We start from the raw sequence: 14,277 nt of genomic DNA on the forward strand, positions 1-14,277 counted from the left end.
AATATCCAGTTAATGTGCAGATAGAACAAAACCATCATGAAAAATCGGTCAACTAGGTTACTTACCGTAGCAATCCCCTTAATTGCATTATCGCAATTAAGGGATTACGAAAGGCAAATGCGCGCAAAGCAGTTACACCGTAACCAGCGGTGTAAAACAAGTATCTGACCAGAAGAAAAACATCACCTTTCCTGCTGCCTTCAAGTAAAGCACCGCAACGACTCATAGACCTTTCCAACACCGCTTCCTATGACAACAGTTAACTAAACCCGCCTAATGCCTACCAACACACTGTTCACACCTGAAGACAATCATGCTTAATTCAAGTTCTTTCAGGTACAGTAAGCACTTACAACACCAACGCAGCCATTGTTCACCCTAAGAAACATCAACTACAAGTCATTGATTCACAAGTTACTTATCCTGCCGCCCACTTTAAGGTAACAAGAAGAAAGTTCATTCATTGGTGCAAGCACTTACTCTAGCGCTCTCTCTTTCCCAATCAGACACAGTCAACACTTTCCCACTGGGAATTAATTGAAATTGCGCATGTAGCTTACTTTCATAAAGAAGGAAAAAGAGGAACTTTACACTTCTGTGCACAGTCAACACATGATTATGAATGGTATTTTTTTGCGTTTAAATCACAAAAAGAGGCACAAAAAAATTATAATTAATCGTAATTTTTCTGCGTTATATCACTAATGACGAGCAATAGTTGACCACCCCGCCGATTAAAAAACACACTAGTAAGGTGTTCATTTACTGGTTTATGAGAGAAAACTGCTACTTATTAATGACGACCTCAATGAGCCTTACGACTTATTTAGTTAATAATGCGATTTTCATCAGAAGGGATGATTAGGTGGAAAATGCTGCTTTCGACTGAGCAACGTATATGTTGTACAAACGCATATAGAGAATTAGACAAACAAGAGGAACAAGCTAGACGCGTTTTTGCACCAACAAGCTTTTAAGGTGCAGTGGGTTATTGTTTATTGCCATGAACTGACATGAGGTAAGCGTATATGGCCTGTTGGCGAGAATGTAGTAAGACTAGAGCCCCTATCCTAGCTTTAGCTCCACAGTAAGCGCTTAAAAGCACAGATCAGATTTGATAAGACGGGCTAATTTTAAGCGGAGCGCTGAAATAGTTATAAATATTGGGATCTATAGCTAACCCATTAGTAGATAATGAATTACGCAACGATGTTGAGCAGTCATTGACTCAAGGTTAACCTACCAATGCAAGCCCCTGGTGCAACTCTTCGACAAACGGTGGGATACGGTCGTTCATTACTTTAATAGTGTCGCAGTAATGCATGTTCTTGGTACTAGTTAGCGCCAATGAATCTTGCTCTGCCATCATGCACAGGCTCGCACTACCACTGTTTTCTATGACGATGAACTTACTCTGCCCTGTTTCTGTCGCTAACGTGACAATTTCACCAAGCTCAGGTTCATAACCATGAGACTGCGTTTGGAAAAACCAGCTCTTAGGCATCATAGGTTTGTGAAAACGGCCAGCAGCAACGGCATTTAGTGCAAGTTCCGCTTTACGTGGCTTAGGAAGGTCCAGATGCTCGATACTACTTTTAAACGTTTCAAAAGCAGTCGCATCCTCAACGGTGAAGGTGTTTTCTTGCATAGCACAAGTGATTAAGAATTTAGCTGGAATTGCCGTACGAAAAACCATGTCCTTTCCCAAACTTAGCATTAGGGAATTATGTTGTTGGTCAAAATACCACTTCCATGAGTTATTTGGCTTTAGCACGTGAACACTCCAGTTTTAGTTCTTTATACTGTTTATCCAACGACTTACAGAAAACTTTAGAATAATTTTACTTTCATAAAGACAAAAAAAAAGGGGAAATAAATCCCCTTTTCATTGTTCGTCAGTATGTAATTTTGACAATCACAGCGCTAAATTCACTTCTAATCAAGCTATTTAGCTAGCGAATCGTTAAATGTTGGTCGCAATATCTTTGACTAACTTTGGACCGTGGTAAATGAAACCAGAATAGATTTGAACAAGCTGAGCGCCCGCTTCCATCTTCTCTCGTGCAGAAATTGCAGAATCAATACCACCCACACCAATGATAGGTAATTTGCCATCTAGCTCTTCAGCTAAACGACGAATTACTTCTGTGCTTTTGTTTTGTAGTGGACGACCACTCAAACCACCCATTTCATCGCAATGCGGTAAGTCTTTTACCAAAGTACGATCAAGTGTGGTGTTAGTACCAATAACGCCATCGATTTCATTTTTGATCAACGACGCGGCAATTTGTACAATTTCATGATCTTCAAGATCTGGCGCGATCTTTAATGCAAGCGGTACATACTTACCGTGTTTCTCCGCTAGTTCTTTCTGCTTCTCTTTTAATTGAGAAAGTAGATCGTCTAGCGCTTCACCGTACTGAAGGCTACGAAGCCCCGGCGTGTTAGGTGAAGAAATATTAACAGCAATGTATCCCGCGTACTGATATACCTTTTCCATACAGATAAGGTAATCTTCAGCACCCTTTTCTACTGGTGTATCTTTGTTCTTACCAATGTTGATACCAATAACGCCGTCATAAGTTGATTTTTTTACATTCTCAACTAGGTTATCAACACCCAAGTTATTAAAACCAAAACGGTTAATAATACCTTCAGCAGGGATAACGCGGAACAAACGAGGCTTATCATTACCTGACTGTGGTCGTGGTGTTACTGTACCCACTTCAACAAAGCCAAAACCCATTGCGCCAAATGCATCAATACATTCGCCGTTTTTGTCTAGGCCAGCCGCAAGACCAACAGGATTTTTAAAGGTAATTCCCATTACTTCAACAGGACGATCAGGAACGCGTTGACGATAGAATAGATCTAGAGGAGTGCCGGTGAAGCGAGAGAAGTTCTGAATAGCAAGATCATGTGCTTTTTCAGCGTCTAGCTTGAAAATAACAGATCGTGCGAGGCGGTATAACATAGTACCTCCGAATAAAAGCCCCGTATAAACGGGATGACATTATTCACACATTCTTCGCTAACATCAATCAGAATTTTAAGAAAATCATACCTAAAACAGTTAGTTATAATTAACCTTATTATTTACAATGAGTTAGTTAACATTGAAAAACACCTTTATTTTTCTTTATAAGCAATCGTTTACGTGCTTAGGCTATTTTTGTGTCTTTTTAGGCAAATAAAAACCGATAACAACAGCAATCTATCCCTCTCCTTTATTAAACAATTAACACTGTCTATCACTCAAACCATTCAAATAACGAATAAATGGATGAGTAGCTCTTTTAAAACATATGTTTTAAAGGTAAGTTAAACTATCAAAAAGTAAAACTATGCTTCATTAGAAGCTGGTTTGGCCAATCAATCATTTCAATAAGGCCGCTTATGACATTAAATAAACTCCGTTTTGAACATGGTGATGATGAGCTCTTGGATTTTTATCGTCGCCAACACATCCTCAAATTTGTTACTGCGGTAACCCTCTTCACTTTTATACCACTTGGTATTAAAAATTTACTGATTGGTGAAACCTTATTAGGTCTTTCTCTTCTTGCTTTCGAGATCAGCTTCGCCATTGAAATGTTTGGTCTACTCTATGCTGAGCGCAAAATTATAGGCAATGGTATCCCACTTTCTTTACTGGTCATTTCTATTACGCTAAGCCTTTACAAACTCGGAATGGTCGCTAGCTACTGGGTATATCCTATTGTTGTTACACTTGTTTTTATCATTCCTCGTCGTCAGGCACTCATCACAAATTCATGCCTAGTTGCAGGATGCGGCATCGTGTCTTTTCACCTAGTCGACTGGCAGCTTGCCGTAAGATTCATTTCTTCTCTGATTGCCTGTGCCAGCATTGCCCATGTGGCCGTTGAAGCCATCCATCGGCTCCAAATTGAATTACGATATTTATCAACCCGCGATGCTTTAACGGGGGCACTGAATCGTCATCAACTTGATGCCTTTTTAAATCGTTCCATTTCACAGAAAAAGCGAGGGTTCTCAGCCAGTGTTGCCTTAATCGACATCGATCATTTTAAGCAAGTGAATGATCTTTATGGCCATGATGTAGGTGATATTGTCATCAAAAAAATAGTCGAAGTCATCAATGAACATACGCGTGATTTAGATATTTTATTTCGACTTGGCGGCGATGAATTCTTACTCTTATTGGATAATACCAATATAAGCGAAGCGTATAAGCTGCTTGATAAGCTCTGTAAGCAGATTCGAACACAACACTATCCTTATCATGCAGAAATCACTATGAGTGTCGGTATTAGCCCAGCTTTTAATACTGATGATGCGGTGAGTTGGATTAAACGAGCAGATATCGCCCTGTATCAATCTAAAGAAAACGGCCGAGATCAAATTACAATCAACGTGAAAAGTGACGCTGTAACTGATGATCTCGAATTAGATCAAAAGGTTATTTAGTGTTATAGATATAGAAGATCTAAATGCTGATCCAGCACGATAACTATAAATAGATAGATGGATCCATTATCAAAACATACTCGACAGCATTCTCAATAAAAAAGCCAACCTACTCGGTTGGCTTTTTGTTTAGCTTAGTTACTGCTGTAACTAAATACTAGAACGACAATTCAAATTAAGTAGCATCAGCTCTCGTAATGCGACGGAGAACTTCGCAAATTCGTGAACATTACCCACTTTAAATTCAGCCAATACGCTTTCCCAACGCAAGATAGCTTTATCGTGTTCTTGCATCCAGGCCTCGATCCCCTGCTCTGCCGTTGCATCATCAGCCATGGTTGTAATAACAGCCGAGGTTAATTGACGCTGCTGCCAATCAAGATCTTCTCGGAACGATGCTCTTGCTAGTGCTTGCCAATGGTTATCGACAGATTGGTTGTTCACTTGTTGTAAGAACCAGTGCAATGACAACTCTGCCCCAACAACAAAGTACACACGAGAAATTTGATCAATTTCTTGTTTAAGTTCTTTGGCTATCTGCGCAATATCCATTGCTGAATATAAGCTGCTCAGACGAGCAATACTATCGGCCAGTGATTGTGGTACACCTTGCGCCACCATTACTGCAGCTTGATCATGATGCTCTTGAACCTCTTCTGTTACAAGGTAACTTTCTAAGTTCTCGTTCAAAGTGTTCACAACAGGCTGATAGAAGCTAATTTGCTGTTCGATGCCGAGTTTGCGATCACGGTTGCGCAAAATCCAGCGTGTTGCACGGCGCAACATACGGCGACAGCGGTAAAGCATGTCGTATTGCGTTTCTGCTGAAACCGTATTGTCTAGCGCACGAATTTGATCAAAGAACTTATCGAAATTAAATACGCTACGCCCTACTGCATACGCAGAAGAGACTTCAGCGACTGTCGCGCCAGTCTCTTCTTGTAAGCGAGTCACGAAGTTACAGCCCATCTCATTCGACATCTGATTCGCAAGCGATGTCGCAATCAGCTCTTTACGCAGTGGGTGATTGTCCATTTGCGCACGGTATTTTTCTTTAAGCTGCGCTGGGAAATACGCAGGTAATAAGCGAGCATGATATGGATCACTTGAGATCTCATCTGTCACAAGTTGCTCTTTTAACACCATTTTTCCGTAAGCAACCAATACCGCAAGCTCTGGACGTGTGAGGCCAATGCCTGATTTCTCACGTTCCGCTAATGTTTCATCATCCGGTAGGTTTTCAAGGGCACGATCCAGCTTACCTTCACGCTCCAAGTGGTGAATAAAGCGGATTTGCTCTTTAAGAAGCTGTACTTGCTGCTGTTGAGTCACTGAAATGGACTCACTTTGGCAGTAGGCATCATCAAGAACAATCTCTCCAACTTCATCTTCCATGCTTTCAAGCAGTTGATTACGTTGCTTGTATGTGAGATCGCCACCAGCCACTAAGCTATTAAGTAAGATCTTAATGTTCACTTCGTTATCTGAACAATCCACACCACCGACGTTATCGATAAAGTCGGTGTTAACTAAACCACCGCGCTTAGCAAACTCGACACGGCCCAGTTGGGTCATACCTAAGTTACCGCCCTCACCAACAACTTTGGCACGCAGTTCGTTACCGTTGATACGAAGTGCATCATTGGCACGGTCACCCACATCGGTATGGGTTTCAGACTCTGCTTTAACGTAAGTACCGATACCACCATTCCATAGTAGATCGACTTCCATCTGAAGAATCAGGCGGATCAACTCGTTAGGTGGCATGGTTTGTTTGCGTGTACCCAATAGTTTTTGGATCTGAGGTGTGAGTTTGATCGACTTACTGCGGCGCGAGAAGATACCACCACCTTCAGAGATCAAGCTTTGATCATAATCTTCCCAACTTGATCGTGGCAGATTAAATAAACGCTCACGTTCTGGCCATGTTTTCGCTGAATCTGGATTAGGATCAATGAAGATGTGCATGTGGTTAAAGGCTGCGACTAACCGAATGTGTTTCGATAGCAGCATACCATTACCAAATACATCCCCTGCCATGTCACCCACACCTGCACAGGTGAAATCTGTGGTTTGGCAATCTGTACCTAGCTCGCGGAAATGACGTTTAACCGATTCCCATGCACCTTTCGCAGTGATACCCATCTTTTTATGGTCGTAACCATTTGAGCCACCTGATGCGAATGCATCACCAAGCCAGAAGTTGTAATCATCCGATACCGAGTTAGCTAAATCAGAGAAGGTTGCGGTTCCTTTATCTGCAGCCACAACCAAATACGGATCATCTTCATCATGGCGTACTACATTCGCTGGTGGGATCAAATCGCCATCAATAATGTTATCTGTTACATCAAGCAAGGCGCGTATAAAACGCTTGTAACAACGTTGCCCTTCCGCCCAAATCTCTTCGCGGGTAGTCATTTGTGGTTGGCGTTTACAGACGAAGCCACCTTTTGCGCCAACAGGTACAATGACGGTGTTCTTTACTTGTTGCGCTTTCACTAAGCCCAAGATCTCAGTACGAAAATCTTCCTGACGATCCGACCAACGTAAACCACCACGTGCTACTTTACCGCCACGTAAATGCACACCTTCAATATCGGGTGCATACACAAAGATCTCGAAGAACGGCACAGGCTGCGGAATTTCAGGAATATCAGACGGGCGCAGTTTCAGCGATAGCCAAGGCTTATTCTTACCATTGTCATCAAGCTGATAATAGTTAGTACGTTGTGTCGCAAGGATCATTTCCATGTAACGACGAATGATACGGTCGTCATCTAAGCTTTCTACATGATCCAACTTCTCGTTCAACTTACTAATCAGTGTTTGTTCTGCCTTCTCCGAATGTTTCTTTTTCGGATCAAAACGCAGCTTAAACAAGGCCACAAGATCACGAGCAAGATCGTTATGGCTTGACAGTGTTTCTTCAATGTAATGTTGACTGAATGGGAAGCCAACTTGGCGCATGTAACGCGCATAACTACGTAAAATCGTAATTTCACGCCCAGTTAAGCCCGCACATAACACTAAACGGTTAAAACCATCGCTTTCTAACGTGCCGTGCCAAATAGCTGAAAAGGCTTCTTGGAAACGATCGCGTGCTTCGCGAAGATCAATGCCAGTACACGCATTGTGTAACATCGCAAAATCGAGGATCCAGAATACGGTCCCTTTGCTGGTGGTGATCTGATATGGTGATTCCCCGATCACACGCAAGCCAAGGTTTTCGAGCATTGGCATCACATCAGACAAGTGGATCGGCTCGTCACGGTGGAACAATTTAAGTTTCACGAAGTGCGAGTCTGCCGCTTCTTCTTGAGGACGGTAGAACAACATACCCAGCTTGTTTTCTTCGCTTAAACTTTCAAGTTGCTCTATATCAGCAACCGCAGAGCCAGGCAGCATCTCTTCTTTATAAGAACGTGGGAATGCGCGCGAATAGTTCTTCGCCAGTGAGGTACCACGACTTTCACCAAAGTTAGCCACTAATGCATTGCTAATACGATCTTCCCAAGATGCAGCTGCTTCAACTAAGTTATGTTCGATGGCTTTCACATCGATATTGAAGTTATTATTTTCTACCCTCACGATGTAATGCGTCCTCGCTAGTGGGCTTTCAGAGAAGAAGGTGGTGAACTCGACGTTCTGTTCCGATCCGAAATAGTCTTTTAGGATCGCCTGCGTTTTACTTCGAAGTTCCGTGTTATAACGCTCTTTGGTGACATAAACCATACAAGAGAAGAAACGCCCGAATGGGTCACGGCGAACAAACAAACGTAGTAGATCGCGGTCTTGCATTTGGACCACACCACAACCCACTTCCAACATATCTTTTTCAGTCGCTTGGAATAGCTCATCACGTGGATACGTTTCAAGTAAGTTGTTGAGGGCTTTCCAAGAATGTGATCCCTCGGAATAACCGGAGGACTCCAGAATACGCGCCATTTTATTACGAATAAGCGGGATATTCGTTGCTGTTTGATGATAAGCGGTAGAGGCATACAAACCGACAAAGCGATGTTCGCCGATCACACTACCATCTTCCGCAAAACGTTTGATCCCGATGTAATCAATATAAGCGGGGCGATGGATCTTCGACTGACCGTTACTTTTGGTCAGGATCATAATTTCAGGTTTACGAGCTTCAAAACGAGCCGATTCTGGTAAGTCGGAAAGCATCAAACAGCGCGCTTTATCTGGCTTGCTTAATAAACCAAGCCCTGCTTCTTCTGTCGGACAAAGCTGGTAGTCACCTTCTACAGCTTTTAAGTCGTAGTTGTGGTAACCCATGAAAGTAAAGTTATGGCGCGTGACCCAATCAAGTAACTCTAAGGCTTCTTCACGGCTTGATTCATCTACTGGCAACGGCGCTGTTTTCAGCTCTTTCGCGATAGACCGCATCTTATCTTGCATCGCTTGCCAGTCAGTAACGACCAGATCCACATCAACTAGCATTTGCTCTAGTTCACGCTTCAAGGTTTCCATCTCAGACTTATCTGTCAGGCGATCAACTTCTATGTGGAACAGCGTTTGAAAATCACCTTCTGTACCACATGCTTCGACTATTGCGCCGTTTTCATTTCGTTTGAAGTAATAAGGGCCATTCAACATGAGGTGACTTGTAATGCCTAAGCGGTTCAGTGTCATACGTACTGAATCGACTAAGAAGGGAGAATCAGGCACAACAATCTCAACCACGGTATGTGTTGACTGCCAGCCGTAGCGACTTAATGTTGGGTTATAAACACGAACAGAGGTAGTTGTAGGATCAGTTTTTAATAGGTGATGCCATAAGCTCAGTACAGCACCATATAAATCAGATTCGTTTCGTTGCAATAGATCGTCATCTGCTAGCTGTCCTAATAACCGCTGAGCAAATACTTCGACTAATGACTGCTGGGGAATTTCAATTTTGTCTTGGATTAAGCCATACACTTTTTCAAGCAATACCGGCACGATTGGGTCAGGTGCGGTCATCGTGATGCTCCATCGTTTATGTTTTTATAAATTTAGTATAAACGCATAATGCGTGGAGCTATTGTAGAGCTTTTTGTTGCGATTTAGTTACGTTAATTACTCTAAAAAACAGACAAAAAATCGAATATGTGACTAAGGTTAAGATTTAGTGGTTTATAAAAGCCACACTCCATTCCAATGCGGGCAGAATAAGGCTTCAAGCGGTCAATTGGTCTAACCAATTATTTATACTATCAATTTTTCTAATGGCTAGCGGCTGTTTTTCTCAGGATGAATAACAAGCATGTTGGCACAGAAATAATATTTCCGACTTTCTGCAATAACCTTACAAATAAAATTGTTAATTGTTAGTTACCTAATATCTACGTAATCGTCTTAGTTTATTTGGTAGATATTCTCGATTTTATTCTGGGCATTCACCTCAACTCGAAATCGCCCTTTTACACCAATTTGGCTTAAAAAAGGACGAAAACGTGATGCTGGCAGTTGCAGCCGTAAACCATTATCGGTAACCACTACGACCGTACTCGCTGCACCAGAATAATGGTTAAGGAAAGATTGGTAACTAATGCTGACTGAGAATGTAAATGAATTCATGGCCTTTCTTCATATTGTTCGACTTACATAAACAAATGCCAACCATTACTGGCTGGCATTATTTTCTACTTGTTGTTCAGTAGTATAGCCTTTGAGCTAAGCGCTGCTACTGCGCTAACGCCTTCTCTACTTTCTCAAACAAGTCTTTCGCTAGATTCTCAAGACCCGCTAATTTTTCAAGCTCTGCACGCATTAACGCTTGGCGTGCATCATCGTACTGACGGTATTTCAGGAATGGTTCGATCAAGCGAGAGGCAACTTGTGGGTTCGATGTATTCAGTGCTGTTAGAATTTCAGTTAAGAATACATAACCAGAGCCATCCTTCGCATGGAAACGTACTGGGTTATTGCCACAGAAATTGGCCACCAAGTTACGAGTACGGTTCGGGTTTTTCAGATCAAATGCTGGGTGGTTCATGGTTTCACGCACATTTGCCAATGCGTTGTCAGCAGGATTACTCCCTTGCAGCGCAAACCATTTGTCCATGACTAAACCATCATGTGTCCATTTATCACTAAAATCTTGCATCTGCTCTGCACGACAATCCAGTTCTGAATTGTTCGCTGCCGCCATCGCTGCCATCGTATCTGTCATGTTGTCTGATACTTGGTACTGTGCAGCAACAAGCTCGTTACCCTTTTCAGTACATGCAAGGTAAGACAAACAACGGTTACGTAGTGCACGTTTCGCCATTGCATCATGTTCGATAGTGTAACTTGCTTGTGCCAGCGAATGATAAATAGCCGTTAGCTCATCTTCCATTTCTGTTGCTAGGATTGCTTTGATTTCACCAACCACTTTATTAATGGCATCAACATCCACACACTTGTACCAACCTGCGATTTCGTTCTCGCTTGGTAGCGTCAGCATTTCTGCAATAAAGGCTGGATCAAGATCATCTGCCAATAATGCACCACGGAATGCATCGACCACACTTGCTGGGAATTCAACCGCTTTGCCATTCTGTACATTTGTGACATTGTCACGGATGTACTTCGCCAATAGCATTTGGCCTGCATCCCAACGTGCAAACTCATTACGCGCATGCACCATCAAGAACACAAGTTCGTCATCGCTGTAATCGTATTCCAGCACAACAGGTGCAGAGAACTCGCGCAACAGAGAAATAACAGGCAGCTCTGATACGTTATCAAACTCGAATACCTGCTCTTCTTGCTTCACATCAAGGATGTGATGAACCGCCTCACCGTTACGTTGTAACTCAATAACATTGCCCTTGCTATCGTATAGTTCGATATCAAGCGGAATGTGCAGCGCGACTTTTTCTTCTTGGCCTGGTGTTGGGGCCGTTGCTTGCTTAACCGTTACACGGTAACTCTTGCTTTCTGCATCATAATCCGTGGATACATTCACAACTGGTGTACCTGCTTGGCTATACCAACGACGGAATGCAACTAAATCAACACCTGATGCATCTTCCATTGCTTGAACGAAATCATCACATGTCGCAGCAGTACCGTCATGACGTTCAAAGTAAAGCTTAATGCCTGCTTGGAACTTCTCTTCACCCAGTAAGGTGTGCATCATGCGGATCACTTCGCTACCCTTTTCATAAACAGTCAGGGTGTAGAAGTTATTCATCTCGATCACTTGCTCAGGACGAATTGGGTGTGACATTGGGCCACGATCTTCAGCAAACTGTGGACCACGAACAATGCGTACATTATTAATACGGTTTACAGCACGAGAACCCAGATCAGAAGAGAACTCTTGATCACGGAAAACCGTTAAACCTTCTTTCAAACTTAGTTGGAACCAGTCACGACAAGTAACGCGGTTACCCGTCCAGTTATGGAAGTATTCATGGCCGATGACAGCCTCAATACCTTGGTAATCAACATCCGTTGCAGTTTGTGGGTTTGCTAATACGAATTTCGAGTTAAAAACATTTAAGCCTTTGTTTTCCATTGCGCCCATGTTGAAGAAATCAACCGCCACAATCATATAAATGTCTAAATCGTACTCAAGGCCAAAACGCTCTTCGTCCCACTTCATCGAGTTGATTAGCGAAGTCATCGCGTAATCAGCACGATCTAAGTTACCTTTGTCGACAAAAATTTCGAGTTCGACCTCACGACCACTCATGGTCGTGTACTTATCACGAAGCACATCGAAGTCACCCGCAACAAGCGCAAATAAGTAACTTGGTTTTGGGAATGGGTCTTCCCACTGCACCCAGTGACGGCCGTTTTCTAAATCACCTTGAGCAATGCGGTTACCGTTACTCAGTAGGAATGGGAAGCTTGCTTTGTCTGCTGTCACTTTAGTGGTGAAGCGAGCAAGTACATCTGGACGATCCAGGTAGTAAGTAATACGACGGAAACCTTCAGCTTCACACTGAGTACAGAAGCCACCACCCGACTTATATAAGCCTTCTAGCAGCGTATTCGCTTCTGGGTTCACTTCTGTTTCTATAGTTAACTCAAACGCTGCAGGTAAGCCTGTTAGGGTTAGGCCTGAAGATGTCTCTTCATACTGACTCCAGGCTTCGCCATTCACTTCTACGCGAATGAGCTTAAGTGCATCACCATCCAATTTTAGCGCGGCATCCTGCTCTGCTAGACGTTGAACTTGGCTTACAGCAACAATACGTGCGGCTGTATCGTGTAAGTCAAAGTCTAGGGCGATATCGGTAATGGTATATTCAGGCGCTTGATAGTCAGCACGGTATTTTGCTTGGGGTTGATCCGCCATTATGTCTTCCTTTTATTACGCAAACACTCATCGGGGCATTTAACGCGCCAATAAGATAACGAGAAGTTGTTTTATCTTGCTAGAATCGTTTTAACACAGGTATTTATATCGCTCTCAACCATAAAAACAAGAATTGTTTACAACTATACGTAAGGAAATCGATTATTTCTGTGTATCACCAGCCAATAGTCGAACATTTAATCAGCTGAAAGCGGTCTTCCTTGTTGTTTGATGGATTTAGGCGTATCGTACGCCCCCTAATTTTGTCGCATTTAGCCAAGAATGCGGGCAAAATCATATAAATTATCTAATGGCGTACAAACACAGCTTTTAATATGAATCATACTGGAACACATAGAGTTATCGACTCACTGCTGGATACAGATGCATATAAACTGCACATGCACCAAGCAATTTTCCATCAATACCCTGAAACAGAGGTGGTTGCTGAATTCCATTGCCGCAGCAAAGAGGACCTACGCCCTTACTTTGAGGCTATTCAAGCACAAATAGCTCAGTTTGATTCGCTGTCGTTTACACAAGACGAGCTAACTTACCTTTCTACTTTGGGCTTTTTCCAACAAGATTACCTGACATTCCTAGAATCCTTCTCACTGAATAGTCAACAAGTTGAGATTGACGCATCCGGTGAACAGCTTGCTATCAAAATTACCGGCAAATGGTTAGATGTTATTTTCTGGGAAGTCCCTCTGCTTGCGATCATCTGTGAGGTTCGCTGCGCTGCACGCTATCCTGAAGCGAGTGCTGACGACGCTATCGAGCAACTTAAAGAAAAAATTGCGCGTTTTTATGCTAGCGCCCAAGGTACAGATTTAACGGAATTTGCATTGGTTGATTTCGGAACCCGACGTCGCTTCTCTAAAGCAGTACAGCATCAAGTTGTCGATTACCTAGCTGAGCACTTTCCTTACTTCAAAGGAACCTCGAACTATCATCTTGCTCGCACGCGTGGGTTAACCCCGATGGGCACGCAAGCACATGAGTGGTTTCAAGCCCACCAGCAGCTCACAGGCGAACTGGCGGACTCTCAGCAACTCGCGCTTAACCGTTGGCTGCAAGAGTACCCTGACAGCCTAGGGATTGCCCTTACAGACTGCATCAACATGGATGCTTTCTTACGTGATTTCGATCTTCGTCTTTCCAATCGCTTTGTCGGATTACGTCATGACAGTGGTGACCCTATTGCTTGGGGTGAAAAAGCCATTGCGCATTATGAGTCACTGGGGATAGATCCAACCACAAAATCGCTGGTTTTCTCAGATAGCCTAACGCTCGATAAAGCATTAGCGATTTACAAACATTTCTACGGTCGCATCAATGTCAGTTTTGGTATTGGTACCCAACTAAGTTGTGACCTACCAAATGTTGATACGCTAAATATCGTCCTGAAGCTGACTCAGTGTGAAGGCCGTCCTGTTGCCAAAATTTCTGATGAGCCAGGAAAGAGTATGTGTCGTGATGAAGGTTATTTATCTCAGTTACGTCAAGCTTTTGATATTGCACAGTAGGTTCAA

The 14,277-nt window shown here is 42.9% G+C and carries 7 protein-coding genes; 2 read left to right on the top strand and 5 right to left on the bottom strand.

The genetic code is table 11. The annotated features are described in order from the left end of the window. Positions 1 to 1,234: 1,234 nt before the first annotated feature. Together L4C35_RS01325 and pyrD are read right to left on the bottom strand one after the other, a co-directional pair. On the bottom strand, positions 1,235 to 1,774 hold the full coding sequence (locus L4C35_RS01325) for a cell division protein ZapC (protein WP_428461184.1): 540 nt from the start codon (positions 1,772 to 1,774) through the stop codon (positions 1,235 to 1,237). Between the two features lie 189 nt (positions 1,775 to 1,963). After that, on the bottom strand, positions 1,964 to 2,974 hold the full coding sequence (pyrD, locus tag L4C35_RS01330) for a quinone-dependent dihydroorotate dehydrogenase (RefSeq protein WP_428461185.1): 1,011 nt from the start codon (positions 2,972 to 2,974) through the stop codon (positions 1,964 to 1,966). Positions 2,975 to 3,396: 422 nt separating this feature from the next. On the opposite strand from pyrD, the gene L4C35_RS01335 reads away from it, so the two are divergent. Then, positions 3,397 to 4,449, top strand: a complete 1,053-nt coding sequence (locus tag L4C35_RS01335) for a GGDEF domain-containing protein (protein ID WP_428461186.1) — start codon at positions 3,397 to 3,399, stop codon at positions 4,447 to 4,449. A 150-nt stretch (positions 4,450 to 4,599) separates the two neighbouring features. Here the strand turns inward: L4C35_RS01335 and L4C35_RS01340 are convergent, their stop codons facing one another. From L4C35_RS01340 to pepN, 3 genes are all read right to left on the bottom strand, one after another. Next, entirely contained in the window at positions 4,600 to 9,429 is a 4,830-nt protein-coding gene (locus tag L4C35_RS01340) for an NAD-glutamate dehydrogenase (protein ID WP_428461187.1), read from the bottom strand. A gap of 375 nt (positions 9,430 to 9,804) precedes the next feature. Beyond that, a complete protein-coding gene (locus tag L4C35_RS01345) occupies positions 9,805 to 10,026 on the bottom strand; it encodes a DUF2835 domain-containing protein (RefSeq protein WP_428461188.1) in 222 nt (73 codons plus the stop codon). 106 nt (positions 10,027 to 10,132) lie between these two features. Beyond that, a complete protein-coding gene (gene pepN, locus L4C35_RS01350; RefSeq protein ID WP_428461189.1) occupies positions 10,133 to 12,742 on the bottom strand; it encodes an aminopeptidase N in 2,610 nt (869 codons plus the stop codon). A 335-nt stretch (positions 12,743 to 13,077) separates the two neighbouring features. Here pepN and pncB point away from each other — a divergent pair, with 335 nt between their 5' ends. Beyond that, complete coding sequence (gene pncB / locus L4C35_RS01355) at positions 13,078 to 14,271, top strand: nicotinate phosphoribosyltransferase (RefSeq protein WP_428461190.1); 1,194 nt, start codon at positions 13,078 to 13,080, stop codon at positions 14,269 to 14,271. Positions 14,272 to 14,277 lie beyond the last annotated feature (6 nt).

It is taken from the genome of Photobacterium kagoshimensis (assembly GCF_050337045.1).
In the GTDB taxonomy this organism is placed as follows: Bacteria; Pseudomonadota; Gammaproteobacteria; order Enterobacterales; family Vibrionaceae; genus Photobacterium; species Photobacterium kagoshimensis.

What these genes read in the sequence shown, in the direction of transcription:
- L4C35_RS01345 (WP_428461188.1), bottom strand. Translation starts at nt 10,026, where the DNA reads ATGAATTCATTTACATTCTCAGTCAGCATTAGTTACCAATCTTTCCTT.
- pyrD (WP_428461185.1), bottom strand. Translation starts at nt 2,974, where the DNA reads ATGTTATACCGCCTCGCACGATCTGTTATTTTCAAGCTAGACGCTGAA.
- L4C35_RS01335 (WP_428461186.1), top strand. Translation starts at nt 3,397, where the DNA reads ATGACATTAAATAAACTCCGTTTTGAACATGGTGATGATGAGCTCTTG.
- pncB (WP_428461190.1), top strand. Translation starts at nt 13,078, where the DNA reads ATGAATCATACTGGAACACATAGAGTTATCGACTCACTGCTGGATACA.
- pepN (WP_428461189.1), bottom strand. Translation starts at nt 12,742, where the DNA reads ATGGCGGATCAACCCCAAGCAAAATACCGTGCTGACTATCAAGCGCCT.
- L4C35_RS01340 (WP_428461187.1), bottom strand. Translation starts at nt 9,429, where the DNA reads ATGACCGCACCTGACCCAATCGTGCCGGTATTGCTTGAAAAAGTGTAT.